The following is a 23,889-nucleotide window of genomic DNA, read 5'->3' as shown; positions in this document are numbered from 1 at the left end:
GTAGACGCGGTCGGCGTTCTCGTCCTCCACGGATGCGACCTCCCCAAATGCGCTTTCGTACCTGAGTGCTAGTTCAGACTCGCACAAGCGGTCATGCTGCGTACACCGCCCAGGCGCCGGGCTCGGTCCACCACGAGCGCTTGCGGCTCATGCTTCCCGCCACGCCGTCGTCCAGGAACTGCAGCTCGCCGTCGCGGGGCAGCACGGAGACCGCACGGCCGCGGGCGCGACGCACCTCCAGGCGTACCTTCGGCTTCTGGAAACGCTGTTTGACCACGACCGGGACCGCCACCGCGACCTCGACCCGGCCGTCGGTCGGGTCGCCGTCGGCGAGCAGCCGCAGTCCGTCGAACTCGGCGTAGGCCCCGCCGTTGCCGATCGCGCAGGCCAGGATGCCCTCGCTGCCGTCGGAGAGCACGGCGTCGTCGACCTCGACGCGGCCGCGCCACGGCACCGCCCGCCCGGCGTCGTCGGTCCCGCCGACCAGGGCGCCGTCCACGGTGACCGACCCGCCATCGTTGCGCAATAGGTCGAGGCGGCGCACACTGCCGCCGAGCACGGCCGCGGCCACCTCGGCGGGGTCGCGGGGCAGGCCCAGCTGGGCGGCCAGGTCCTCGCCGTTGCCGGGATCGAGCGGGAGGATGGCCAACGGCGGCAGGTCGGGCACCGTACGGTTGTCGGCCAGATCACTGGGGCGCTTGCTGGGCGGAGGGGCGTACCGCCGGACCAGCCGCCGGACGACGGCCCGCAGCTGACCGTCGGTGGCTGTGGCGACGACGAGGCGCACCTTGCTGTCGGGATCCGGCCAGCTCAGACCGTCGGTCCGGGGTGCGGCGTCGAAGCGCGCGATGACGGCGTCGATGTCCGCGTCGGAGTGCGCGACCACGGTCTCGACGCGTGCGCCGGCCTCGGTGAGAGCGTCCACGCACTTGAGCACCGGCACCCGCGGCTTGTCGCAGACGTCCCTTTCGTCCGGTCCGCATGCGGCGTCGACTGTCGGCGCGCTGCTCTCGAATGCTGAGCCGCACCCGCCGCACGCCGCCCCGCAGGCGCCCGGGGCCGAGCCGCCACCCTCGGCGAGGCTCAGCACGATCACGTCGTACATCAGGCCTCGCTCAGCACCGAGTGCCGCTCGATGACCTCTTCGCGGGCCGGGCCGACGCCGACGATGGAGATGCGGGCGCCGATGCGGGCCTCCACGAACTCCACGAAGCGCTGGGCGTTCTCCGGCAGCTCGTCGAAGTGGCGGCAGCCGCTGATGTCCTTCTTCCAGCCGGGCAGGGTCTCGTAGATCGGTACGGCGTGGTGGAAGTCGGACTGGCTCACCGGCATCTCGTCGTGGCGCTCGCCGTTCACGTCGTACGCGACGCAGACCGGGATCTCGTCCAGCCCGTCGTAATTGTCCAGTTTGGTCAGCACGAAGTCGGTGACGCCGTTGATGCGCTGGGCGTAGCGGCCCATGACGAGGTCCAGCCAGCCGATCCGGCGGGGGCGGCCGGTGGTGGTGCCGTACTCGTGGCCGACCTCCCGCAGATAGTCGCCGGTCGCGTCGTGCAGCTCGGTGGGGAAGGGGCCCTCGCCGACGCGGCTGGTGAACGCCTTGAGCACCGCGACGACCCGGTCGACCCGCGTGGGCGGGATGCCGGAGCCGGTGCAGGCGCCGCCGGAGGTGGCGTTGGAGCTGGTCACGAACGGGTAGGTGCCGTGGTCGACGTCGAGCAGCGTCGCCTGGCCGGCCTCGCAGAGAACGACCTTGCCGGCATCGAGCGCCTGCGACAGCTCCAGCGCGGTGTCGCCGACCATCGGGCGCAACCGTTCCGTGTACGACAGGAGCTCGGCGATCACCTCGTCGGGCTTGATGGCGTTGCGGTTGTAGATCTTCGACAGGACCTGGTTCTTGAACGACAGCGCCGCCTCGACCTTCTGGCGCAGGATCGACTCGTCGAAGAGGTCCTGGATCCGCACGCCGAGGCGGTTCATCTTGTCGGCATACGTCGGGCCGATGCCGCGGCCGGTGGTGCCGATGCGCCGGGCGCCGAGGAACCGCTCGCTGACCTTGTCGAGGGAGCGGTTGTAGGAGGCGATCACGTGGGCGTTGGCGCTGATCCGCAGCCGGGAGGTGTCGATGCCGCGGGCCTCGAGGCCGTCGATCTCCTGGAACAGCACGGCGAGGTCCACCACGACGCCGTTGCCGATGACGGGGGTCACGCCCGGGGTCAGGATGCCGCTGGGGAGCAGGTGCAGCGCGTACTTCTCGCCCTTGATCACCACGGTGTGGCCGGCGTTGTTGCCGCCGTTGAACTTGACCACGTAGTCCAGCCGGTCGCCCAGCAGGTCCGTCGCCTTGCCCTTGCCCTCGTCGCCCCACTGGGCGCCGACCAACACGATCACCGGCACTTGACTGACGCCTTCCGTTGAAACACGTCGTACACGGAGAGGCCCGGGTACTGCCGAAGTTTACGCGACGGGCCCCCTGGCCGCTGCCGGGTTGTCCACAGGTCGGACCGGTTATCCACAGGCTCTGCAAGTTATCCACAGGGTGTCATGTCGCGGTCGCAGCACGTGCACTGTGGACCTGTGGACGACCGTGAGGATGATCGGTGGCGGCCCGTAGGATCTGCCGAGTGCGTGTACTTCTGATCGGATCAGGTGGGCGTGAGCACGCCCTCGCCGTCGGCCTGGCCGCGGACCCCTCGGTGGACGAGCTCATCGCGGCTCCCGGCAACCCCGGCATCGCCTCGGTCGCGACGCTTCGTGACGTCACGGCTACAGATCCTGCGGCCGTCGCCGCGCTGGCTGTCGAGGTGGGTGCCGACCTGGTCGTGGTCGGGCCCGAGGCGCCCCTGGTGGCGGGCGTCGCCGACGCCGTGCGCGCCAAGGGCATCGCCTGCTTCGGTCCAAGCGGGGCGGCGGCGCAGCTCGAGGGCTCCAAGGCCTTCGCCAAGGACGTCATGGCGGCGGCCGGAGTCCCGACGGGCCGCTCCTATACCTGTACGTCCGCAGCCGAGGTCACCGCCGCGCTGGAGGAGTTCGGCCCGCCGTATGTGGTGAAGAACGACGGGCTGGCGGCGGGCAAGGGCGTGGTCGTCACCGACTCGCTCGCCGCGGCGCAGCAGCACGCGGAGGAGTGCGGCCGCGTGGTCATCGAGGAGTTCCTCGACGGCCCCGAGGTGTCCCTGTTCGTGGTCACCGACGGGACGGCGGCCGTTCCGCTCATGCCGGCCCAGGACTTCAAGCGGGTGGGCGACGGCGACGCCGGACCCAACACGGGCGGGATGGGGGCGTATGCGCCGCTGCCCTGGGCGCCGGCGGACCTGGTCGAGCGGGTGATGGCGGAGACCGTCGAGCCGACGCTGGCCGAGATGCGCAGGCGCGGGACGCCGTTCGCGGGCCTGCTCTACGTCGGGCTGGCACTGACCGGCAAGGGCCCGCGCGTCATCGAGTTCAACGCTAGGTTCGGCGACCCCGAGACGCAGGTGGTGCTGGCGCTGCTGGCAACGCCTCTGGGCGAGCTGCTGCACGCGGCCGCGACCGGCGCGCTGGCGGACTTCCCGCCGCTGCGCTGGCACGACGGCGCCGCGGTCACCGTCGTGGTGGCGAGCCACAACTACCCGGGAACGCCGCGCACGGGCGACGTGATCGAGGGCGGCGAGCGACCCGGCGTGATCCACGCGGGTACGGCACGCCGCGAGGACGGCGCCCTGGTGTCGTCGGGCGGCCGGGTGCTGAGCGTGACGGCCACCGGGCCGGACCTGGCGGCGGCGCGGGCGGCGGCCTACGAGCTGGTGCAGGGTGTGCGTCTTGAGGGCTCCCACCACCGTACGGACATCGCCCTGGCTGCGGTCGAGGGTCGCATCACGGTGTGAGACGCGGACGCCGGCCGGGTCGATCCCGGCCGGCGTCCGTGAGCGCGTCGGAGCCGGTCAGCCCTTGGGGATGTCGAAGAGCTTGGCCACCTGGGCCGCCAGGCCGAGGTCACCCTTCGCCTTGATCTTGCCGGTCATGAACATCATCATCGGGTTGCCGTCGCCCGAGACGACCTTCAGGAAGGTCACCGGGTCCATCGTCATGGCGAGCTTGGGCTCCCGGACGGGCTGGTTGGTCACGGTGCAGGCGCCGTTCTCGATCACCGTCTCGTAGGTGTCGGTGCCGCCACCCTGGCCGCCCGTGATGTTCCAGTGGATGACCGCCTGGGTGGAGCCGGCCCGGTCCGCGCGGAACAGCGTGGGCATCCGGTTGAAGACCTCGTCCAGGATCTTGCTGCGGCTGTCGGAGCCCATCACCTCGGCGATCTTCGAGTCCGGGGTGGACTTCACCAGGGCGGCGAACTCCTTCGGACCGATAGAGGCGAGCGACTCGGGGCTGAAATCAGTCATCGGTGGACCTTTCGGGATGAGCGCCAGACCTACTCACGAGTAACCCTAGCGATAACCGCGTCGAACTGCAGTCTCTCAACCTCTCGACATGCGTGGGACAGCGAGCCTGCCGTCGCCGGGACGCGCAGGTGAGGTCCCCGTGAGGCGCGTGGAACAATCGGCGTCGTGAGCATCCCGAACGTCCTCGCCAGCCGCTACGCCTCCGCCGAACTCACCGGGCTGTGGTCGCCCGAGGAGAAGATCCGGATGGAGCGCCGGCTGTGGCTCGCCGTCCTGCGCGCCCAGCGCGACCTCGGCATCGCGGTGCCCGACGGTGTCGTGGAGGCGTACGAGCGGGTCGTCGACGACGTGGATCTGGCGAGCATCGCCGAGCGCGAGCGGGTGACCCGCCACGACGTGAAGGCGCGCATCGAGGAGTTCAGCGCGCTCGCCGGGCACGAGCACATCCACAAGGGCATGACCTCGCGCGACCTCACCGAGAACGTCGAGCAGCTTCAGGTACGCGCGTCGCTCGAGCTGATCCGTGGCCGCGTCGTGGCCGCACTCGCCCGGCTGACCGAGCGCGCGGTCGAGCACAGTGACCTGGTCATGACCGGTCGTTCGCACAACGTCGCGGCGCAGGCCACCACGCTGGGCAAGCGGTTCGCGAGTGCGGCCGAGGAGCTGCTGATCGCGTACGAGCGGCTGGACGACCTCATCGGCCGCTACCCGCTGCGCGGCATCAAGGGCCCGGTCGGCACGGCGGCGGACCAGCTCGACCTGCTCGACGGTGACGCGGGCAAGCTGGCCGAGCTGGAGCGCAAGGTCGCCCGGCACCTCGGCTTCGAGCGGGTGCTGACCAGCGTCGGCCAGGTCTACCCGCGCTCGCTGGACTTCGACGTGGTGTCCGCCCTCGCGCAGGTGGTGGCGGCGCCTTCATCGCTGGCCACCACGATCCGGCTCATGGTCGGCCAGGAGCTCGTCACCGAGGGCTTCAAGCCCGGCCAGGTCGGTTCCTCCGCGATGCCGCACAAGATGAACACGCGCTCGTCGGAGCGGGTCAACGGCCTCGCCGTGATCGTGCGCGGCTATCTGTCGATGGTCGGCGAGCTCGCCGGCGACCAGTGGAACGAGGGTGACGTCTCCTGCTCGGTGGTACGCCGAGTGGCATTGCCGGACGCGTTCTTCGCCACCGACGGGCTGTTCCAGACCTTCCTGACCGTGCTCGACGAGTTCGGTGCGTACCCGGCCGTGATCGCCCGGGAGCTCGACCGCTTCCTGCCCTTCCTGGCGACCACGAAGATTCTGGTGGCGGCCGTCCGCAAGGGCGTGGGCCGCGAGGTGGCGCACGAGGTCATCAAGGAGCACGCCGTCGGGGTGGCGCTCGCGATGCGCGAGAAGGGGATCGCCGAGAACGATCTCTTCGACCGTTTGGCCGCGGACGACCGGCTGGGCCTGTCGCGTGCCGAGATCGATGCGCTGGTCGCGGACCGTGCCGCGTTCGTCGGTGCGGCGCCGGCTCAGGTGCAGGCGGTCGCCGACCGGGTCGCGGAGATCGTCGCGGCGCACCCGGAAGCGGCGGGATACACGCCCGCGCCGATTCTCTGAGGGCCCACCGGGGGTGGCGGAGCCTGCCTCACGCCACCCCCGAGGGAGTCGCGGTCAGACGCCGGCGATCGAGGTGATCCACGAGCGGTTGTAGGCGACGCTGGCGTAGTACTGCCGGCTCGTGCCGTCGGCGGTCGAGGCGACTCCCACCTGCGCGCCGTTGTAGACCTCCGGGCCGCCGGAGTCGCCGCGCCAGGCGTTGCCGTTGATACCGGTGCTGCCGATCGCGCGGCCGCCGTACGCGTCGGTCTGGTTGGTCGACGTGACCCGGACGCTCGCCGTCTTGAGGACCGAGGACGCGTCACAGCCGCTGTAGCAGGTCATGCCCCAGCCGTAGAGCGAGTTCGTCGACCCCACCGGCGGATAGGAGCTGGACAGCGGCATGTAGGACGTCGAGACCGGGCTGCTCAGCCGCATCAGCGCGAGGTCGTTGCGGGTCGAGGTGGAGCTGACGGTACGCGTGACGCCACCCGACGTACGGTTCACGCTGCCGACACGCACCGACATGCTGCCGCTGATGCAGTGGCGCGCGGTGAGCACGTAGTCGGCGGAGATGATCGTTCCGGAGCAGGTGAAGCTGCCGTTGCTGAACACCGCGGCGGCCCACGGGGCCGAGGAGACGGTCGTGCCGCCGATGATGTGCTGCGGGCCGTCGTCTGCTGCGTGGGCGGCGACGGGCACGGCCAGGATGCCGGTCAGGGCGGTGGCCAGAGAGGCGACAGCGATGCGGATGCGCACGCCGGGCTCCTTCCGATTTCGTCGATGCGGGGGATGACATCGAACTTGATCGACTGACCGTAGGATGGCCCTCTGCCTGCGACAAGACCTCAATTCACACCTATCACGGTGTGATGGCAACGATGTCGCCGCAGGTCATCGTCCGATCGCGCAGAGTTCCTACCCGCGTGGTGGAGATCACGGTCGAGAATCCCTGCTCAGCGCGCTCCGCGTCAGGCTGCCGACACCGGCCGATGGGTCGATCGGCGGTCGCACAGGGTAGGCTTTGGCCGCTCGCCCCTTAGAGGGCCACCCAACTGCGCGCCTACACAGTCAGGAGTGCCCGTGGCTCGCGTCGTCGTCGACGTCATGCTCAAGCCGGAGATCCTCGATCCGCAGGGCCAGGCGGTCGCCAACGCGCTGCCGCGGCTCGGCGTCAGCGAGGTCTCCTCCGTACGCATCGGACGCCGCATCGAGATCGAGTTCGCCGGAGAACCGGATCTCGACACCGCCCGTGAGATCGCCGACAAGCTGCTCGCCAACCCCGTCATCGAGGACTTCTCGATCCGCGTCGAGGAGCCGGCCGGTGACGCCGCGCAGATGAGCGCGTGAGCATGCGGATCGGAGTCGTCACCTTCCCGGGTTCGCTGGACGACGGCGACGCGGCCCGCGCGGTCCGCATCGCCGGCGGAGAGGCCGTGCGCCTCTGGCACGGCGACCAGGACCTGCACGGCGTCGACGCCGTGGTCCTGCCCGGCGGATTCTCGTACGGCGATGCCCTGCGCTGCGGCGCGATCGCCCGTTTCGCCGCGGTCATGGAGACCATCACCGACGCCGCTCGCGGCGGCCTGCCGGTGCTCGGCATCTGCAACGGCTTCCAGATCCTCTGCGAGGCCCACCTGCTGCCCGGCGCCCTCACCCGCAACCAGCACCTGCACTTCCGCAACCGCGACCAGTATCTGCGCGTCGAGAGCACCGCGACGGCGTGGACCAACACCTTCACCGACGGCCAGGAGATCCTGATCCCGGTGAAGAACGGCGAGGGTTGCTACGTCGCCGACGACCGCACCCTCGACGAGCTGGAAGGGGAGGGCCGGGTGGTCGCGCGCTACATCCGCGGCAACCCCAACGGCTCCCAGCGCGACATCGCGGCGATCACCAACGCGGCCGGCAACGTGGTCGGCATCATGCCGCATCCGGAACACGCGGTGGAGGCGCTGACCGGCCCGTCCCTCGACGGCCTCGGCTTCTTCACCTCCGCCCTGCGGCACCTGGCCGGGACGGCCGCGGGCGGGCAGCTCACAGGGGGAGCCCACCGATGACCACCCAGCCCGACACCGCCACCAGCGGCGCCGCGGTCTCCCGGGGCGTGCCCAACCAGCCGCCGGCGTCCGCGCAGCCGGGTAAGCCCAGCGGCTTCGCCGCCACCGACGTGCTGGTCAACCAGTTCGACGGCGGGCCCGACACCGTCGAGCGCGCCCGCACCACCCCGGAGGAGCTCCAGCCGCACACCGAGCTGGGCCTCAAGGACGACGAGTACGACCGCATCCGGCAGATCCTCGGGCGCCGCCCGACGGCCTCCGAGCTCGCGATGTACTCGATCATGTGGAGCGAGCACTGCTCGTACAAGTCGAGCAAGGTGCACCTGCGCCAGTTCGGCGAGAAGGCGCCCAAGAACACCCGCATGCTCGCGGGCATCGGCGAGAACGCCGGCGTGGTGCAGATCTCGGACGACCTCGCGGTCACGTTCAAGGTCGAGTCGCACAACCACCCGAGCTACGTCGAGCCGTACCAGGGCGCGGCGACCGGTGTCGGCGGCATCGTGCGCGACATCCTCGCCATGGGCGCCCGCCCGATCGCGGTGATGGACCCGCTGCGCTTCGGCGCCGCCGACCACCCCGACACGGCACGCGTGCTGCCCGGCGTCGTGGCCGGCATCGGCGGGTACGGCAACTGCCTGGGCCTGCCCAACATCGGCGGCGAGATCGTCTTCGACCCCTGCTACCAGGGCAACCCGCTCGTGAACGCGCTCTCCATCGGCGTGCTGCCGGTCGAGCGGCTGCAGCGCAAGGAGGCGGCCGGCGTCGGCAACGTCGTCGTGCTGCTGGGCGCGCGGACCGGCCGTGACGGCATCGGCGGCGTCTCCGTGCTGGCGTCCGCCACCTTCGACGAGGGTGCCGAGCAGCGGCGGCCGTCGGTGCAGGTCGGCGACCCGTTCATGGAGAAGCTGCTCATCGAGAGCTGCCTTGAGCTCTACGATGCCGGCCTCGTCGTCGGCATCCAGGACCTCGGCGGCGCCGGCCTGACGTGCGCGCTCACCGAGACCGCCGCCGCGGCCGGCACCGGCATGCGGGTCTGGCTCGAGCGGGTGCCGCTGCGCGAGGCCTCGATGTCGCCGACCGAGATCCTGGCCAGCGAGTCGCAGGAGCGCATGCTGCTGATCGTCGCGCCGGAGAAGCTCGACCAGGTGCTCTCGGTCGCCGAGAAGTGGGGCGTCTGGGCCACCGCGATCGGCGAGGTCACCCCGCGCGACGCCGAGGGCCACCCCGGCCGCCTGGTGATCAGCTGGAACGACCACATCGTCGTCGACGTGCCGCCCGGCTCGCTGGCGGACGACGGCCCGGTCTACGCGCGCCCGATAAGAGAGCCGGCCGACCTCATCCTGCTGCAGGCGGACCGCGCCGAGACGCTGCCGCGTCCGACCACTTCGGACGAGCTGCGCGAGACCGTGCTGCGCATGATCGCGTCGCCGAACCTGTGCGACAAGACGTGGGTCACCGAACAGTACGACCGGTACGTCCTGGGCAATACCGTCCTGGCGCAGCCCGAGGACTCCGGCGTGCTGCGCATCGACGAGCGCACCGGCCTGGGCGTCGCCCTCTCCGTCGACGGCAACGGGCGGTACGCACGCCTCGACCCGTACGAGGGTGCGCGGCTCGGCCTCGCGGAGGCGTACCGGAACGTCGCGGTGACCGGCGCCGACCCCGTCGCCGTCACCGACTGCCTGAACTTCGGCTCCCCCGAGGACCCGGCGGTGATGTGGCAGTTCGCGGAGGCCGTTCGCGGCCTCGCCGACGGCTGCCAGGAGCTCGGCATCCCGGTCACCGGCGGCAACGTCAGCTTCTACAACCAGACCGGCGCCGCCGCGATCCACCCGACCCCGGTGGTGGGCGTCCTCGGCATCCTGCAGGACGTCGCCCGGCGGGTCCCCATGGGCTTCCCGCCGCCGCCGAACGCGGACGGCGACCTGCTCTTCCTGCTCGGCACCACGTCGTGCGAGCTGTCCGGCTCCGAGTGGGCGTGGGTCACCCACGGCCACCTCGGCGGCCGACCGCCGAAGGTCGACCTGGCCCACGAGCAGCGGCTCGGCCGGCTCCTGGCCCAGGCCGCCGAGCGCGAGCACGTCGTGGCGGCGCACGACCTGTCGGACGGCGGCCTGTCGCAGGTGCTCGTCGAGTCCTGCCTGCGCCGCAACGTCGGCGCCCGCGTCACGCTCCCGGAGCAGGACGCGGCCACCACGCCGTTCGTCTGGCTCTTCAGCGAGTCGGCGGGCCGGGTCCTGGTAGCGGTGCCCCGCGGTCACGACAAGGCCTTCGCGGCGCTGGCGGCAGAGCACGGCGTGCCCTGCACCGCGATCGGCGTCACGTCGCCGGAGCCGGTCCTCGAGATCCAGAACCAGTTCTCGATCGGGCTGGACGAGCTGCGCGAGGCGTTCACGTCGACGATGCGCAACCTCTTCGGCGGCCCGGCCGAGCTCGGCCCGCGCCCGGCGGCGGTGTCGCCGGTGGCGGAGCCCGCGGCGGCCTCGTCAGCGGTCGTCGCGGCGACCGAATCTCCCGTCGACGATGCCCCGGCTCCGGCAGGCGAGGACGAGCCTCGCTCGGTCACCCTGAAGATCAGTGAGCCGCAGTCCCCGGGACCGGAGGCGGAGACCGCCGACGCCGCGAAGCCGGATGGCTCCGCGACCGCGGACGTACCGGCCGAGCCGGCAGCGTCGCTTCCCGGCGGCCCGGTCGACCCGGCACCGGCGGAGGCTCCCGCACCGGCCGCCAAGACGGACGACGCCGAGTCCGGCGAGCCGAAAGCCTGACAACACCCGATCGACCCGAGAACGCCACGGCAGCAACGCTGCCGTGGCGTCTCTGTCTCCGGCGCGCGGCGGAACCCGAGGTCCGAGGCCGGCGGTCCCGCCGCGGTGGGGCCTGACTCGATCTCGACCCAGCGCGACGTCTTGGGTTCCGGCGATGAAAACGAAAGAGCCGGCCCTGTCATCAGACAGGACCGGCTTCCCTCGTCGCTCAAACGGCTCCGCGGTCGGGCGCCGACCGGATGCGGGAGCTACTGGCGGGGCGCGCCGCCGTAGGTGCCGCCGCGCTGGTCGTAGCCGCCCTGGTCGTAGGGCTGCTCGTAGTCGCCCTGGTCGTAGCTGCCCTGATCGCCGCCGTAGCCGCCGGCCGGGGCCCCGCCGCCGTAGGTGCCACCACCCTGGGCGCCGCCGTACGTACCGCCGCGCTGGTCGTAACCACCCTGGTCGTAGCCGCCCTGGTTGCCGTAGCCGCCATCGGCCGGTGCGCCATAGGCTGCTCCGCCGCCGTAGGTGCCGCCCTGGGCGCCACCGCCGTACTGCGCGCCGCTGTAGGCACCGCCGCCCTGCGCGCCGCCGTAGGTGCCGCCGCCCTGGGCGCCGTACGTGCCGCCGCCGGCCGGAGGCCCGTACGCGTTGCCGCTGTCGATGCCGCCGCCGGGGCCGTCCCACGAGCCATAGCCCGGGTCGCCCTGCTGCTGGTCGTAGCCGCCGCCCTGGTAGCCGCCCGCCTGATAGCCGCCCTGGTCGCCGTACCCACCGCGGTCGTCGAACGCGTCCTCCGGGCGGTACATGCCGGTCGGCTCGTCGAAGCGCTGCTGCTCGGGAACGTTCTGGGCGTACCCGGCCTGGTCGTAGCCGCCCTGGTCATAGGCACCCTGGTCGTCGTAGCCGCCGCGGTCGTCGTACCCGCCGTAGCCGTTCGCGGGCTGGTCGTAGCCGGCGCTCTGGGCCGGCACCGGGGCGCCGCCGTACTGCGTGGCCGTGCCGTACGCACCGGCAGCACCGGCAGCACCGGCAGCACCGGCCGCGCCGGCAGCGGGGGCCGCGCCCCAGCCACCGGGAGCGTTGTACGCGCCGTTCTGCGGCAGCGGCGCGCCGTACGGGTCCGGGAACTCGTCGACCGGTGCCGGCGCGAGCGGCGCGCGCTGGATCATCGTCGGGGCGTCCGCCATGGACGGTGCCCCGGACCGCGGCGCGATCATCGTGGCGTCGTTCGCGCGGCCGCCGACCGGCGCTGCCAGGCGGGTCTCGTCGGCTCCCGCGAAGCGGCCGGCGCTCGCCGGCACGACGCCGCCGGCGCCCTTCGCGTCGGCGTCCTCGAAGTCGTCGGGGTTGTTCTTGCGGCGCATCAGCACCAGCACGATCGCGCCGATGCCGGCCGCGACCAGCAGGCCGCCCAGGATGATGAAGAGCAGCGAGCCGGAGCCCTTGTCCTCGCCCGAGGTGTTCTTCGTGTCGGGGGCGGCCGCCACACTCTCTTGCTGGGTCGCGGCCTCCGACGCCTCGTCGGTTGCTTCCTCGCTCGGTGTGGCGCTCGGGGCCGCCGTGGAAGGCGTGGCCGAGGTCGGCGCCGCGAGCGCCTTGATCGTCAGCGGCACTCGGATGGACTTGTCGGCGGCGCCCTGCGCGGTGACGGGTTCGCCCTTGTAGCCCTGCTTGCCGGCGATGACCAGCAGCGATCCCACCGCGATGGGCGCGCCGTCGGTCGACCGGAACGAGTACCCGCCGTCGTTGCTGGAGGTCGCGTTGAACGTGCGGCCTGTGCTGTCACGCATGGCCACCGACGCGCCGGGGACCGCCTTGCCGTCCTGGTCCTTCACCTCGCCGCTGACCTGGCGTACGGACTTCGGCTGCTCCGGGCCGTGCACCGTGGTGCTCGCGGTGGCGGTCTTGTCCTGCGTGCCGATGGTCGCGCTGACCTGGATCCGGATCTTCTGCTTCTGTCCTGGTTCGACGGTGCCCGCGACGAGGGTCGCTGTGTACTGCTTGCTGGTCTGCGGAGGGATGAGGTCACCCTGCACCGAGCACGAGCCGCTGCAGGTCATCCCGTCCGCGATCACCGTCGCCGAGGTCTCGGTGGCTTCGCCGAGCGCGTTGGCGTTCTTCACGGTGTAGGTCAGCGTGATCTTGCCGCCGGATGGGATGTCGGGCGGCACGCTGCCGATCGAGACCTGTGGTTCCGTCTCCGCGAGCGCCACCGAGGGGGCGGCGGCGAGGATGCCACCGACCACGGCCAGGAACGCACCGGCCTGGAGAGCCCGGGCTCGTAGGTGCGTTGTCACGTCCACCGCCTTCCGGTCGCGCGGTTCCCGGGGTGCCTTGCAGTTACTCCCTGGATTCCGCGACGAGTACACACCGTCGGCCACTATGCCCTGTCGGACGACGTCTGCGCGAGTCAGGGGCGACGGGTTGTCATGTTTAGCCGGGTCGTATTGTCCCGACGTGTCTCCTGCGCACAATAAATCCGAGTCCGTCGGCGCGGCGTTGGACGCGCTGGACGTCGGTGACGAACCCGAACGTTCCGTGCTTCGTGACGCTGTGCGAGCGCTGCTGGCGGAGCTCGCGCGTACCGCGCCGGGCCGATCGGTGGAGGTCCGTATTCCACCTTTCGGTGCGATTCAGTGCGTCGCCGGTCCCCGGCACACCCGCGGCACACCGCCCAATGTGGTCGAGACCGATCCGATGACCTGGCTTCTCGTCGCAACGGGCCGCCTGAACTGGGCCGATGCGGTGAATTCCGGGCGCGTGCGGGCCAGCGGGATACGCACCGATCTCGCTCCGTACCTCCCTGTGCACCCGAGCTGAAGATCCGTCTCCTCGCGTACACTGGGCGGTCGGTACAGACCAGCTAGTCCGAGCAGATCAGCATGAGGGAGCAAGCGCGTGCCCCGAGGCGACGGCCTGTTGACCGACGATCTCGACCCCCAGGACCGCGGACCCCAGGATGCCTGCGGCGTCTTCGGCGTCTGGGCCCCCGAGGAAGAGGTTGCGAAACTCACCTATTTCGGCCTCTTCGCATTGCAGCACCGCGGCCAGGAGGCCGCCGGCATCGCCGTCAGTGACGGCTCGGGTGTCGTGGTCTACAAGGATCTCGGCCTGGTCTCCCAGGTCTTCGACGAGCCGACGCTGGCCAGCCTGCGCGGTCACCTCGCCATCGGCCACACCCGTTACTCCACCACCGGTGGTTCCAACTGGGAGAACGCGCAGCCGACCATCCGTGCCACCACGGCGGGCACGACGATCGCCCTCGCGCACAACGGCAACCTGGTGAACACCGCCGAGCTGGCCCGGGAGATCGCCGAGCGCGGCCTCGAGGCCGACAGTGCGACCTCGGACACCGCCCTGGTCACCACGCTGCTCGCCAGCCGCCCCGATCTCTCGGTCGAGGCCGCGGCCATGGAGGTGCTCCCGCGGCTGCGGGGCGCGTTCAGCTTCGTCTTCATGGACGAGGGCACCCTGTACGCAGCCCGCGACGCGCAGGGTGTCCGTCCGCTGGTGCTCGGCCGCATGGAGCGCGGCTGGGCCGTGGCGAGCGAGACCGCGGCCCTGGACATCGTCGGCGCGAGCTTCGTGCGCGAGGTGGAGCCCGGCGAGATCCTCGCGATCGACGAGCACGGCCTGCGCTCGACCCGGTTCGCGGTGCCCGAGCCCAAGGGCTGTCTCTTCGAGTACGTGTACCTAGCGCGTCCCGACACCACGATCGCCGGCCGCAACATCTACGCCGCGCGCGTCGAGGTGGGCCGCCGGCTGGCCAAGGAGCACCCCGTCGAGGCCGACCTGGTCATCGGCGTTCCGGAGTCCGGCATCCCGGCAGCCATCGGCTATGCGGAGGAGTCGGGCATTCCGTACAGCGCCGGCTTCATGAAGAACGCGTACGTGGGCCGTACCTTCATCCAGCCCTCGCAGACGATCCGCCAGCTCGGCATCCGCCTGAAGCTCAACCCGTTGCGCGAGGTCGTCCGCGGCAAGCGCATCGTGGTCATCGACGACTCGATCGTGCGCGGCAACACCCAGCGCGCGCAGATCCGCATGCTCCGGGAGGCCGGTGCGCTCGAGGTCCACGTCCGGATCTCCTCCCCGCCGGTGAAATGGCCGTGTTTCTACGGCATCGACTTCGCCACCCGGGCCGAGCTGATCGCCAACGGCCTCGAGATCGACGGCATCCGGCGCTCGATCGGCGCCGACTCCCTCGGGTACGTTTCGCTGGACGGCCTGGTCCAGGCGACCGAGCAGCCGAAGACACGGCTCTGCATGGCCTGCTTCGATGGGGAGTACCCGATCGAGCTGCCGGCCGGCCACCTGATCGGCAAACACCTGCTCGAGAGCGTCGGCAAGCGGGCGACGATGCCCGACGCCTCACCCGAGGCGGCCACCGCAGCGGTGGCCGAACTCGAGCAGGAGTACGAGGATGAGCAGTACGCCGAGGGCGAGCGCGAGCCGGCGCAACCGCTGGTCGGCAGCCCGGGCGGCGTGGACGCCCTGCACCGCCCGTAACCTGCGGAACCACCGACCACCTTCCGACGTCGAACCAAGCGGCCCAGCCGAGCAGCACCACCACCAAAGGGGAGAACCGTGACGCACGTGTCCGAGCGCAGCAGTGCCGGATCCAACGGCGCCGAGGGCGCCGACCGCCAGCCGTGGTCGGCGGGGTCCGGCCGCGGCGGCCGGAAGCGCACGGTGACGTATGCCGACGCCGGCGTCTCGATCCACGCCGGCGAGCGCGCGGTCGAGCTGCTCAAGAGCAAGGTCAAGAAGACCACGCGCCCCGAGGTGATGGGTGACCTGGGCGGCTTCGCCGGTCTGTTCAAGCTCAACACCCAGAAGTACAAGAGCCCGATCCTCGCCTCGTCGACCGACGGCGTCGGCACCAAGCTGGTGATCGCCCAGCAGCTCGACATCCACGACACGATCGGCATCGACCTCGTCGCCATGGTGGTGGACGACCTGGTCGCCTGCGGCGCCGAGCCGCTGTTCCTGCTCGACTACATCGCCTGCGGCCAGGTCGTGCCGGACAAGGTCGCCGAGATCGGCGCCGGCATCGCGGACGGCTGCCGGTACGCGGGGTGCGCCCTGCTCGGCGGCGAGACCGCTGAGCACCCGGGTGTGCTGCGCCCGGATGAGTACGACGTGTCGGCCACCGGCGTCGGCGTGGTGGAGGAGAGCGAGATCCTCGGCGCCCACCGGGTCGAGATCGGCGACGCCGTGATCGCCATGCGGTCGTCCGGCCTGCACTCCAACGGCTACTCGCTGGTGCGCCACGTGCTGCTGGGCGCCGGCCGCATGCGCCTGGACACCGTGGTGGAGGACTTCGGCAAGCAGCGCACCCTCGGCGAGGAGCTGCTCACCCCGACCAAGATCTACGCCAAGGACTGCCTCGGCCTCATCGAGGAGACGGAGGTCCGCGCCTTCTGCCACGTCACGGGCGGCGGGATCCCGGGCAACCTGGTCCGGATCCTCCCGGAGCACGTGGACGCGGTGGTGGACCGGTCGTCCTGGCGCCCCCAGTCGATCTTCGACCTGATCCAGGCCAAGGGCCGCATCGACGACACCGAGATGGAAGCCACGTTCAACATGGGCGTCGGCATGTTCGCGATCGTGTCCGCCGACGACGCGGACCGCGCGATGGCGTACCTGACCGGCCGTGGCGTGGAGGCGTGGCAGGTCGGTGAGGTCATCGAGGGCAGTGGCCAGGTGCAGATGATGGGGCAGTACACCCGCGGCTGATCTCCGCGGGCGTCGTCGCCGTCACGTTCTGTTGTCGGCCTGCGCCGCTCCTTGTTAGCCGTCCGTGGCGGTCATCCGGGTCCGGTGACCGCCGGCGACGCCCCGCCGGCGATGCCGACGGTCGGTCCTGCGATGGCCGACGGGCTCTCCTCCGCATGAACACCAGGTGGGTGAGGGGCTCGGCCGACCGCATCAAACGCCGTGCTCGCTCGCGGCTCGACGGGCGGATCGGCTGCCCCGATCAGCGGCCAGGCGTCGCCGATCAGCGCCTCCCGGGGGTAAGGTTCGCCTTCCGAGTGCGGCGCTTTCTCGTGCTTCGTGTGAAATGATCCGCGTGTGTCGATGTCGCGGCACACGCGGATCTTTCGGTCATGAATGCGAGAGGCGAGGCACACTCGGGTGGACGTCGGCACTTAGCCTGGCCTGAGCCGACGGCAGCGCGGACGGGGAGGTGGCTGTGGGAGATCGCTGGAGCGGCATGCGCGGGATCGCCACGGTGCCCACCTACGTGGTTATGCAGCCCACTACGCTCTGCAATCTCGATTGTTCCTATTGCTACCTGCCGTTACGGCGGGTGGACCGGAAGATGCCCGTCGACGTCGCCGGCGCGGTCGCCGCGTCCGTGAACGGCTGGGCCCGTACCGGACGGTTCTCGGTGGTGTGGCACGGCGGTGAGCCGCTGGCAGCGGGCCGGACGCACCTGGCCGCGTTGATGCGGCCGTTCGCCGAAGGCGTCGAACACCACATCCAGACCAACGCCACGCTGATCGACGACGCCTGGTGCGAGTTCTTCGCCGAGCGCGGCATCCGGGTGAGCGTGAGCGTCGACGGCCCCGAGGCGCGTAACGGAGAACGGGTCACGGCCGGTGACAAACCGGCGTACGCCCGGATCGTGCGCGGCATCGACGCCCTCCGGCGGCACGGCATCCCGTTCTCGGCCCTGTGCGTGGTCGGGCGGCCGGTGCCGGGGCTGGCCACCGAGCTGTACGACTACTTCCTCGACCTCGGCTGCGACGTGCTGGGCATCAACGTCGAGGAGCTGGAGGGCGTGAACGTCCGCGCCAACCGGCATCCCGAGCAGGACGTGACCGCCTTCTGGGCCGAGCTCGTCAGCGCCTGGCGCCGCGATCCCCGGATCCACCTGCGCGAGATCGAATGGTCACTGCGGTACGCGGCGGCGGTGCTCGACGGTACGGCCGACGACGTGCTGCCCCGGCGCCTCGACCCCATCCCGACCGTGGCCCACGACGGCAGCGTGGTCCTGCTCTCCCCGGAGCTGGCCGGCTTCTCCGACCCGCGGTACGGCGACTTCAGCAGCGGCAACGTGCTCACCACCCCGCTGGCGGAGATCCTCGCCGGGGCGACCGGGACGCCCTGGATCCGCGAGTTCCTGGACGGGGTGGAGGCGTGCCGGGCCGAGTGCCCGTACTTCGGCTTCTGCGGCGGCGCCCACGCGGCCAACCGCTACTTCGAGCGGGGCCGGTTCGACGTCACGGTCACGGAGCACTGCCGCAACAGCAAGATTCGCCTACTGGAGGGAGTGCTGGACCATGCCCGAGATCACGAGCCCACGGCCGTCTGACCGCGTGGAGACGGATCCCGTGACGGCGCGGGTGCGCGATACCCGCACGGGTCTGGCCGCCCTCATCCAGGAGGCGGAGGAGGCACGGGAGCAGCGCGCGGAGACGGCCGCGAAGGAAGGGTCGGCGGTATGCGCCTGGAACCACTTCGAGAACATCCCGACGTTCTACAACTGGAACAACAGGCCGCGCTGAGGGGCGGCCGCTGACCGAATCTGGACATGCCGGCCGGGACCGCGCGTCGGTCCGCGTCGCCGCCGTCGAGGGCACCGCACGACCGATCACGGGCGGAGCGGGGAGTAATCAGTTCGAGGCGGCAGCGACCCACGGTGGCGCTGCAGCGGGATTGACGGCGGCCAGGCGGCTCACCTGCCCGGCGGCTCGGCGGCCGACTGGGCAGCGAGTGGCGATGCGCGGCGTCGCAGCAGCGAGTGGGCGACCGCTGACCCCATGGCCGGGCCCCCTGTGCGTACCGGCGACCCGCGGCCGTCGCATCTTTGTAAGCGGCGACCCCGTCCCGCCGGCGAGCAGCAACGAGCGGCCGTCGGAGGCTGCTGCGGTGAGGGAATCGACGGCCTCACAGCGTTCCCGCTGGTGGCGCTCGACGCGACCGGCGAGCCCGGTGCGCTGAGCCCTTAGGTCAGGGGAGCGGCCAAGCCGAGCACCGAGCCGCCATCCCGCAGCGCTGAGCGCAAGCGATGGCAGCCCGAAGAGCGGAATGGCTGGAAGGGCCGGGCCCGCACAGCACCGATGACTCCGGGGAGCCCGACGCCGTCCGTGACTCCACCACGCCGGCCGGGCGCCCGGAACCCCGAAGGGCAGCCGGAACGCCACGCCCTCGGCGTGGTGGAAGGGGGTGAACGACTACGAGCAGACCATGATGCCCACGCGGTCAGGCTGCGAGGGCATCATGAACTGCCGGAACGACCGCGACACACGGGAGCACGCGGGAAGCCGCGTGCTCTGTGCAATACGGGTCAGCGCCTTGAAGGCGACCAGCTGTCGTGCTCGTCGTCCGCATCGTCATCGTCATCGTCGTCGACGAAATCGTTGTCGTCGTCGTTGAAGTGATGGTCGGACTTACCAGCACCCGCCAGTTCGCGCTGCAAGGCGGTGAGGTCGGTGTTCGGGGAGTGGTACTTCAACTCCCGGGCCACCTTTGTCTGCTTGGCCTTAGCACGGCCGCGCCCCATGGCTCGACCCCCTCGCACAGAATTCGGGGCAGCCCGAAGGCGGGCCCCGATGACGTCAGGCATCTCTCGTGGGTCTTACGGTACATGGACGATGCCGCCTTCGGCACCTCGGGTTACGTGTACCACCGTCGCGCGTCGCGACTGGCTGGGGACGCGCCGCGCGACGGTGTACAAAAGCCTCAACCCAGGTAGATGCTGCGGAGCCGTCCGACTTCGGCCATCCGGCGCTCGGCGAGGCGGTCGGCCGCGACCGCCGGGGGCACTCCCTCGTCGTCGGCGAGGCGCAGGATCTGGCTCGTGGTGTCGAAGATCTTGGTGGCGCGGAGCTTGGCGCGTTCGAAGTTGAAGCCCTCGATCTCGTCGGCCACCTGGATCACGCCGCCGGCGTTCACCACGTAGTCCGGCGTGTAGAGGATGCCGCGCTCCTCGAGCAGCTTCTCGATGCCGGGGTGGGCGAGCTGGTTGTTGGCCCCACCGGTAACGATCTTGGCGCGCAGCACCGGCACGGTGTCGTCGTCGAGGGCGCCGCCCAGTGCGCAGGGGGCGTACACGTCGATGTCGCTCGTGATCAGCGCCTGGGTGTCCTCGACAAGATCGATCTGGGGGTACGTGGTCCGGGCCCACTCGAGCGCGGCGGAGCTGACGTCGGTGGCGACCACGGAGGCACCGTCCTCGATCAGGTGACCCGCGAGATATTTGCCCACCTTGCCGAGGCCGGCGATGCCGACGCGGCGCCCGGCCAGCGTGGGGGTGCCCCAGGTGTGCTCGGCGGCCGCGCGCATGCCCTGGAAGACGCCCCAGGCGGTCAGCACCGACGAGTCGCCGGCCCCGCCGTGCTCGACGCTGCGGCCGGTCACGTACCGGGTCTCGCGGGCGATGACGTCCATGTCCGGGACGTACGTGCCGACGTCGCAGGCGGTGTAGTAGCGGCCGCGCAGCGACTCCACGAAGCGCCCGTACGCCCGCAGCAGCGCCTCGGACTTGTCCAGCGCCGGGTCGCCCCAGATGACCGCCTTGCCGCCGCCCAGGTCCAGCCCGGCCAGGGCATTCTTGTACGCCATGCCGCGCGAGAGGTTCAGCACGTCGGTGACGGCCGCTTCCTCACTCTCGTACGGGTAGAACCGGGTCCCGCCCAGCGCCGGCCCGAGGGCCGTGGAGTAGATACCGATGATCGCCTTCAGACCGGTGTGCCGGTCCTGACAGAAGACGACCTGCTCGTGCCCGGCGGCGTCGGTGCCGTCGCTGCTTACGAACACGCCCATGACTGCTCTCTCCTGAGTGTGTGGGGCGTACGCCCTTGTGGGGCGTACTTCTTGCGCCGGCCGGGGTGGTGTGCCGGACTCCAGCGATGCTAGTCGGGATCTACGCCACCGGATTGGCCGCGCGCGGGAAGTCAATCGGCGGCGATTTCGTGAAAGGATCGCGCCGTGCCGTCACTGTTCGCGTCGTACCTGCGCGTTTACGAGCCGCTGACCGCCTTCGACCGGGACCGTCAGCTTTTCTGGCGCCGTTATGCCCGGGAGGGGCGGGCTCTGGGCCCCGCCGAGGGGCCGGTCCGGCAGCGCACCGCTGTGCTGGAGGCGCTCGGTGCCGGCTGGACGCGGCTGCCCGACCTGCCCGACGAGGCGTACGTCATGGAGTGGGGCGACTCCCTCCTCGTGTGCCCGTGGAACCTGCGGCTGCGCGTCGCGGAGGCGGCCCTGAACGCCCGTGACGGCGTGCCCAGCGTGCTCGCCGACGCGTTCGTGCCGCCGGTGCTGGCCGGGCAGGCGAAGGCGGTCGTCGAGGACTGGCGCAGCGGCGCGAAGGTGCTGGAGCGCGGGGTGCCCCGGGTGCACGAGCAGATCGCCACGTGGGGGGTGCCGCTGCGCTGGTTCGTCTTCGTGGACCTCGACGAGCGGGAGATCGATCTGGGGCGCTCCGGGCGTACCCTGCGCTACCGCACGGAGATCTCGAAGGCTCGCCGGCGGGCCCACCGGGGGGTGTCGGTGTTGCGCAAGTCGCTGGGCGACGCCCCGATCACCGAGGCGGTGGAGGAGGGCACGCGCTGGCTGGAGGAGTTCCACCCGCGCTCGATAGTCGAGCTGGACTACGGCGGTCTCACCGGCCTTTTGAAGGATGACGACCTGAAGGACGACGATTCACCCGGACTGGTGGCCGCCGGCCTGTCCGCCCTCTCCAGGGGTGACGCCGACGCGGCCACGGAGGCGTACGAGAAGCTCGTCGCTCGCTGGCGTGCGGTGCAGTTGCTCGAGCGGTGCAATTGATCGACAGGTGTAAGCCTCTGACCTGCGAAAAGCGGATAAACGGGGCCCGCAGAGGCGAATACGCTTCGTGATCGTGACTCCGCGAAGCGTGATTTTCGGTCCAAACAAGACACTTTCTGGCGTATAAAGCCGGGATAAATCGGGCATGCTTCAACCGTCTATCTAGGGACGTTCGGCCGTTCGGCCCATGTCGGACATCGGGGACTAGCCGGACCATGAGAGACGCACCGGCCGGCGGGACCCCGGCCGATGTCTTTAGGTACCTGTGGAGGAGTGACCGATGGCATCGCGTACGCATGATCCTGAGCCGCTACTGACACCGGCCGAGGTGGCGTCGATGTTCCGAGTCGACCCGAAGACCGTCACCCGGTGGGCCAAGGCGGGCAAGCTCAGTGCAATTCGCACCTTGGGCGGGCACCGTCGCTACCGGGAGTCGGAGGTTCGAGCCCTGCTGCAGGGACAGATTCCCACGCAGCGTCAGGGCGACTGAACGGACCGCAGTCGACCGAGAGATCGAATGAAGGGGCGAACGCCGGGGAAGGCGATCGCCCCTTTTTCGTTGTCCAGGTTCAGGACACCAGGATGGTCGTGGTGCCGTGGAGGCCCCGCCGGAGGCGGCTGCCGAGCAGGGTGAGGCGGCCCATCACGCCGTACTTGCGTTTGAGCAGCTCTCCCACGCGTACCCGATCGGCCTCGTCACCGATGCGCGCGGTCGCCTCGACCGCCTCTCCCTTCGGGTTGCCGCGGACGTCGCAGGGGGCGAGCGTGACACGTCCGTTGTTGCGGATCCGCTTGAGCTTGCCGGTGCCCTTCGGCGTCCAGAAGGCCACGCCGGCACCGTCGGGCACGACCCACAGCGGGGTCGCCACCGCCCGCCCGTCCTTGCGAAACGTCGTGAGCAGGACGTATTTCTCCGCACCGAGTTGCTCGAGCGCCGCCATGCCCACAAGAGTAGTGACAATGGATCCCGCAATCGGTGACGTGTTCGGCGAGTTGGTGCGGGACGCGTACGCCGTGCGCACCGGCATCGGCCCGCGCCCCCTCGCCGGCGGACGGGTGCCGCGGCCGGTCATCGAGATCATCGAGCGCGACGACGGCCTGATCAACGGCGCTCCCGCCGACCCCTACCTCGCCGAACCGGCCGAGTGGCAGCCGCACGACGTCCGCGCGCTGCGGCTGTGCCGGGGTGCCGTGCTGGACATCGGGTGCGGGGCCGGGCGTACGGCGATCGAGCTGCAGCGACGCGGCATGGCGGTGACCGGGCTGGACACGTCGCCCGGCGCCATCCACGTCGCGCGCGAGCGGGGGCTGCGGGACACGGTCGTCGCCACCGTCGACGAGTACGCCCGCACGACGACCCGCTACGACACGTTCCTGCTGCTCGGCAACAACCTCGGCCTGCTGGAGGGCGCCGAGCGTGCGCCCACCTTCCTCGCCGCCCTCGCCGCCCTGGCGCGGCCGGGTGCCCGGATCGTGGCGCAAGGTACGGACCCGTACGGCACGACCGACCCGGTGCACGTGGCCTACCACCGCCGTAACCGCGAGCGGGGCCGGCTGGGCGGGCAGCTGCGCCTGCGGCTGCGGTACCGCCTGCTCGCCACGGAGTGGTTCGACTACCTGAACTGTTCGGTGGACGAGCTGGAGAAGCTGCTCGAGGGCACCCCGTGGCGGCTCAAATCCGTCGACAGCCAGGACCGGCCTTACTACCTTGCGGTCATGGAGCTGACGTCATGACCGCCCTGACCCGGGAGCAGGTGCGGCTCAGCAAGCGCCTGTCGCTCGTGCTGCGCCACCGGCCCGAGGTCGCCGGCCTGACCCTGGACCCCCAAGGCTGGGTCCCGGTCGCCGACCTGCTCACCGCCCTCAACATCACCCGCACCGAGCTTGACGCTGTGGTCGCGGGCAACGACAAGTCCCGGTTCGCGGTCGTCACCGGTGCCGACGGCGTCGACCGCATCCGCGCCAACCAGGGTCATTCCCGGCGGGTGGACGTGGACCTTGGTCTGCCCCCGGCGGACCCGCCCGCGGTCCTGTTCCACGGCACCCCGCGAGCCAACCTCCCGTCGATCATGCGTGAGGGGCTGCGGCCGCGGAGCCGGCACCACATTCACCTGTCCCCGGACGTGCCCACCGCCCTGGTCGTCGGGCGGCGCCGGTCCGCGGACGTGGCGGTGCTCGAGATCGACGCGGCCGGCATGGCCGCCGCCGGGCACGTCTTCCATCGAAGCGCGAACGGTGTCTGGCTGACCGCCGTGGTGCCGCCCGGACATTTCCGCGAACGTTCCGAGTAAACGGACAAAACGCTCTCCATCCGAAGCCCGTGCGCGCGGACCGTTAGCGTATGGGGATGGGGAGGGT

General features: G+C 70.8%; 22 protein-coding genes. 14 read left to right on the top strand and 8 right to left on the bottom strand.

Annotated features, from left to right (window positions below; genetic code table 11):
- Nucleotides 1-91 precede the first annotated feature (91 nt).
- Nucleotides 92-1,105, bottom strand: a complete 1,014-nt coding sequence (locus tag AB0J80_RS25680; RefSeq protein ID WP_364709545.1) for a diacylglycerol kinase family protein — start codon at nt 1,103-1,105, stop codon at nt 92-94.
- Entirely contained in the window at nt 1,105-2,397 is a 1,293-nt protein-coding gene (locus AB0J80_RS25675; RefSeq protein ID WP_364709543.1) for an adenylosuccinate synthase, read from the bottom strand. The genes AB0J80_RS25680 and AB0J80_RS25675 overlap by 1 nt, the downstream gene beginning before the upstream one ends.
- A gap of 227 nt (nt 2,398-2,624) precedes the next feature.
- Here AB0J80_RS25675 and purD point away from each other — a divergent pair, with 227 nt between their 5' ends.
- The gene (purD, locus tag AB0J80_RS25670; protein WP_364709541.1) at nt 2,625-3,866 is read left to right on the top strand and encodes a phosphoribosylamine--glycine ligase; all 1,242 of its coding nucleotides are present in this window, start codon (nt 2,625-2,627) and stop codon (nt 3,864-3,866) included.
- Between the two features lie 57 nt (nt 3,867-3,923).
- On the opposite strand, the gene AB0J80_RS25665 is transcribed toward purD, so the two are convergent.
- Nucleotides 3,924-4,376 (bottom strand): SCP2 sterol-binding domain-containing protein, encoded by a 453-nt coding sequence (locus tag AB0J80_RS25665; RefSeq protein ID WP_364709538.1) that lies wholly within the window; start codon nt 4,374-4,376, stop codon nt 3,924-3,926.
- Between the two features lie 165 nt (nt 4,377-4,541).
- Between AB0J80_RS25665 and purB the strand changes: the two genes are divergently transcribed.
- Nucleotides 4,542-5,963, top strand: a complete 1,422-nt coding sequence (gene purB / locus AB0J80_RS25660; protein ID WP_364709535.1) for an adenylosuccinate lyase — start codon at nt 4,542-4,544, stop codon at nt 5,961-5,963.
- A gap of 54 nt (nt 5,964-6,017) precedes the next feature.
- On the opposite strand, the gene AB0J80_RS25655 is transcribed toward purB, so the two are convergent.
- Nucleotides 6,018-6,701: a trypsin-like serine protease gene (locus AB0J80_RS25655; RefSeq protein WP_364709533.1), complete on the bottom strand. Its 684-nt coding sequence runs from the start codon at nt 6,699-6,701 to the stop codon at nt 6,018-6,020.
- Nucleotides 6,702-7,025: 324 nt separating this feature from the next.
- On the opposite strand from AB0J80_RS25655, the gene purS reads away from it, so the two are divergent.
- Genes purS through purL form a run of 3 tightly spaced genes read left to right on the top strand, consistent with a single transcriptional unit; the run spans nt 7,026 to nt 10,770 of the window.
- Nucleotides 7,026-7,292: a phosphoribosylformylglycinamidine synthase subunit PurS gene (gene purS, locus AB0J80_RS25650; RefSeq protein WP_071808815.1), complete on the top strand. Its 267-nt coding sequence runs from the start codon at nt 7,026-7,028 to the stop codon at nt 7,290-7,292.
- A complete protein-coding gene (gene purQ / locus AB0J80_RS25645) occupies nt 7,289-8,002 on the top strand; it encodes a phosphoribosylformylglycinamidine synthase subunit PurQ (protein WP_364709530.1) in 714 nt (237 codons plus the stop codon). Before purS ends, purQ begins: the two co-directional genes overlap by 4 nt.
- Nucleotides 7,999-10,770, top strand: a complete 2,772-nt coding sequence (purL, locus tag AB0J80_RS25640; RefSeq protein WP_364709527.1) for a phosphoribosylformylglycinamidine synthase subunit PurL — start codon at nt 7,999-8,001, stop codon at nt 10,768-10,770. Before purQ ends, purL begins: the two co-directional genes overlap by 4 nt.
- Nucleotides 10,771-11,018: 248 nt before the next feature.
- Here the strand turns inward: purL and AB0J80_RS25635 are convergent, their stop codons facing one another.
- Nucleotides 11,019-13,049 (bottom strand): carboxypeptidase regulatory-like domain-containing protein, encoded by a 2,031-nt coding sequence (locus tag AB0J80_RS25635; RefSeq protein ID WP_364709525.1) that lies wholly within the window; start codon nt 13,047-13,049, stop codon nt 11,019-11,021.
- 160 nt (nt 13,050-13,209) lie between these two features.
- Here AB0J80_RS25635 and AB0J80_RS25630 point away from each other — a divergent pair, with 160 nt between their 5' ends.
- The 5 genes from AB0J80_RS25630 (at nt 13,210) to amcA (ending at nt 18,266) form a co-directional block, all read left to right on the top strand.
- Nucleotides 13,210-13,572 (top strand): sterol carrier family protein, encoded by a 363-nt coding sequence (locus AB0J80_RS25630; RefSeq protein ID WP_364709523.1) that lies wholly within the window; start codon nt 13,210-13,212, stop codon nt 13,570-13,572.
- Nucleotides 13,573-13,650: 78 nt separating this feature from the next.
- A complete protein-coding gene (purF, locus tag AB0J80_RS25625) occupies nt 13,651-15,261 on the top strand; it encodes an amidophosphoribosyltransferase (RefSeq protein WP_364709521.1) in 1,611 nt (536 codons plus the stop codon).
- A gap of 78 nt (nt 15,262-15,339) precedes the next feature.
- Nucleotides 15,340-16,491 (top strand): phosphoribosylformylglycinamidine cyclo-ligase, encoded by a 1,152-nt coding sequence (gene purM, locus AB0J80_RS25620; RefSeq protein ID WP_364709519.1) that lies wholly within the window; start codon nt 15,340-15,342, stop codon nt 16,489-16,491.
- A gap of 478 nt (nt 16,492-16,969) precedes the next feature.
- On the top strand, nt 16,970-18,073 hold the full coding sequence (amcB, locus tag AB0J80_RS25615) for a cyclophane-forming radical SAM peptide maturase AmcB (protein WP_364709862.1): 1,104 nt from the start codon (nt 16,970-16,972) through the stop codon (nt 18,071-18,073).
- A complete protein-coding gene (gene amcA, locus AB0J80_RS25610) occupies nt 18,042-18,266 on the top strand; it encodes a multiple cyclophane-containing RiPP AmcA (protein WP_364709516.1) in 225 nt (74 codons plus the stop codon). The genes amcB and amcA overlap by 32 nt, the downstream gene beginning before the upstream one ends.
- Nucleotides 18,267-19,048: 782 nt before the next feature.
- On the opposite strand, the gene AB0J80_RS25605 is transcribed toward amcA, so the two are convergent.
- On the bottom strand, nt 19,049-19,264 hold the full coding sequence (locus AB0J80_RS25605; RefSeq protein ID WP_364709513.1) for a DUF3073 domain-containing protein: 216 nt from the start codon (nt 19,262-19,264) through the stop codon (nt 19,049-19,051).
- A 179-nt stretch (nt 19,265-19,443) separates the two neighbouring features.
- Nucleotides 19,444-20,526 (bottom strand): Glu/Leu/Phe/Val dehydrogenase, encoded by a 1,083-nt coding sequence (locus AB0J80_RS25600; RefSeq protein ID WP_364709510.1) that lies wholly within the window; start codon nt 20,524-20,526, stop codon nt 19,444-19,446.
- 165 nt (nt 20,527-20,691) lie between these two features.
- Here AB0J80_RS25600 and AB0J80_RS25595 point away from each other — a divergent pair, with 165 nt between their 5' ends.
- Nucleotides 20,692-21,531 (top strand): hypothetical protein, encoded by an 840-nt coding sequence (locus tag AB0J80_RS25595; protein WP_364709508.1) that lies wholly within the window; start codon nt 20,692-20,694, stop codon nt 21,529-21,531.
- Nucleotides 21,532-21,811: 280 nt separating this feature from the next.
- Nucleotides 21,812-22,021: a BldC family transcriptional regulator gene (locus AB0J80_RS25590; protein WP_014687221.1), complete on the top strand. Its 210-nt coding sequence runs from the start codon at nt 21,812-21,814 to the stop codon at nt 22,019-22,021.
- A 79-nt stretch (nt 22,022-22,100) separates the two neighbouring features.
- On the opposite strand, the gene AB0J80_RS25585 is transcribed toward AB0J80_RS25590, so the two are convergent.
- The gene (locus AB0J80_RS25585) at nt 22,101-22,472 is read right to left on the bottom strand and encodes a PPOX class F420-dependent oxidoreductase (RefSeq protein ID WP_364709506.1); all 372 of its coding nucleotides are present in this window, start codon (nt 22,470-22,472) and stop codon (nt 22,101-22,103) included.
- Between the two features lie 13 nt (nt 22,473-22,485).
- Here AB0J80_RS25585 and AB0J80_RS25580 point away from each other — a divergent pair, with 13 nt between their 5' ends.
- Nucleotides 22,486-23,265, top strand: coding sequence for a class I SAM-dependent methyltransferase (locus AB0J80_RS25580; RefSeq protein ID WP_364709861.1), 780 nt, complete (start codon nt 22,486-22,488; stop codon nt 23,263-23,265).
- Nucleotides 23,262-23,822, top strand: a complete 561-nt coding sequence (locus AB0J80_RS25575) for an RNA 2'-phosphotransferase (RefSeq protein ID WP_364709503.1) — start codon at nt 23,262-23,264, stop codon at nt 23,820-23,822. Before AB0J80_RS25580 ends, AB0J80_RS25575 begins: the two co-directional genes overlap by 4 nt.
- The last annotated feature ends 67 nt before the right edge of the window (nt 23,823-23,889 follow it).

The organism is Actinoplanes sp. NPDC049548 (genome assembly GCF_040676695.1).
In the GTDB taxonomy this organism is placed as follows: Bacteria; Actinomycetota; Actinomycetes; order Mycobacteriales; family Micromonosporaceae; genus Actinoplanes.
This window is presented reverse-complemented; position numbering and strand designations above follow the sequence as displayed.

Coding starts and splice junctions, on each gene's coding strand:
- AB0J80_RS25585 (WP_364709506.1), bottom strand. CDS start 22,472: ATGGCGGCGCTCGAGCAACTCGGTGCGGAGAAATACGTCCTGCTCACG.
- AB0J80_RS25590 (WP_014687221.1), top strand. CDS start 21,812: ATGGCATCGCGTACGCATGATCCTGAGCCGCTACTGACACCGGCCGAG.
- AB0J80_RS25600 (WP_364709510.1), bottom strand. CDS start 20,526: ATGGGCGTGTTCGTAAGCAGCGACGGCACCGACGCCGCCGGGCACGAG.
- AB0J80_RS25680 (WP_364709545.1), bottom strand. CDS start 1,105: ATGTACGACGTGATCGTGCTGAGCCTCGCCGAGGGTGGCGGCTCGGCC.
- purL (WP_364709527.1), top strand. CDS start 7,999: ATGACCACCCAGCCCGACACCGCCACCAGCGGCGCCGCGGTCTCCCGG.
- AB0J80_RS25665 (WP_364709538.1), bottom strand. CDS start 4,376: ATGACTGATTTCAGCCCCGAGTCGCTCGCCTCTATCGGTCCGAAGGAG.
- AB0J80_RS25575 (WP_364709503.1), top strand. CDS start 23,262: ATGACCGCCCTGACCCGGGAGCAGGTGCGGCTCAGCAAGCGCCTGTCG.
- AB0J80_RS25605 (WP_364709513.1), bottom strand. CDS start 19,264: ATGGGGCGCGGCCGTGCTAAGGCCAAGCAGACAAAGGTGGCCCGGGAG.
- amcB (WP_364709862.1), top strand. CDS start 16,970: ATGCGCGGGATCGCCACGGTGCCCACCTACGTGGTTATGCAGCCCACT.
- amcA (WP_364709516.1), top strand. CDS start 18,042: ATGCCCGAGATCACGAGCCCACGGCCGTCTGACCGCGTGGAGACGGAT.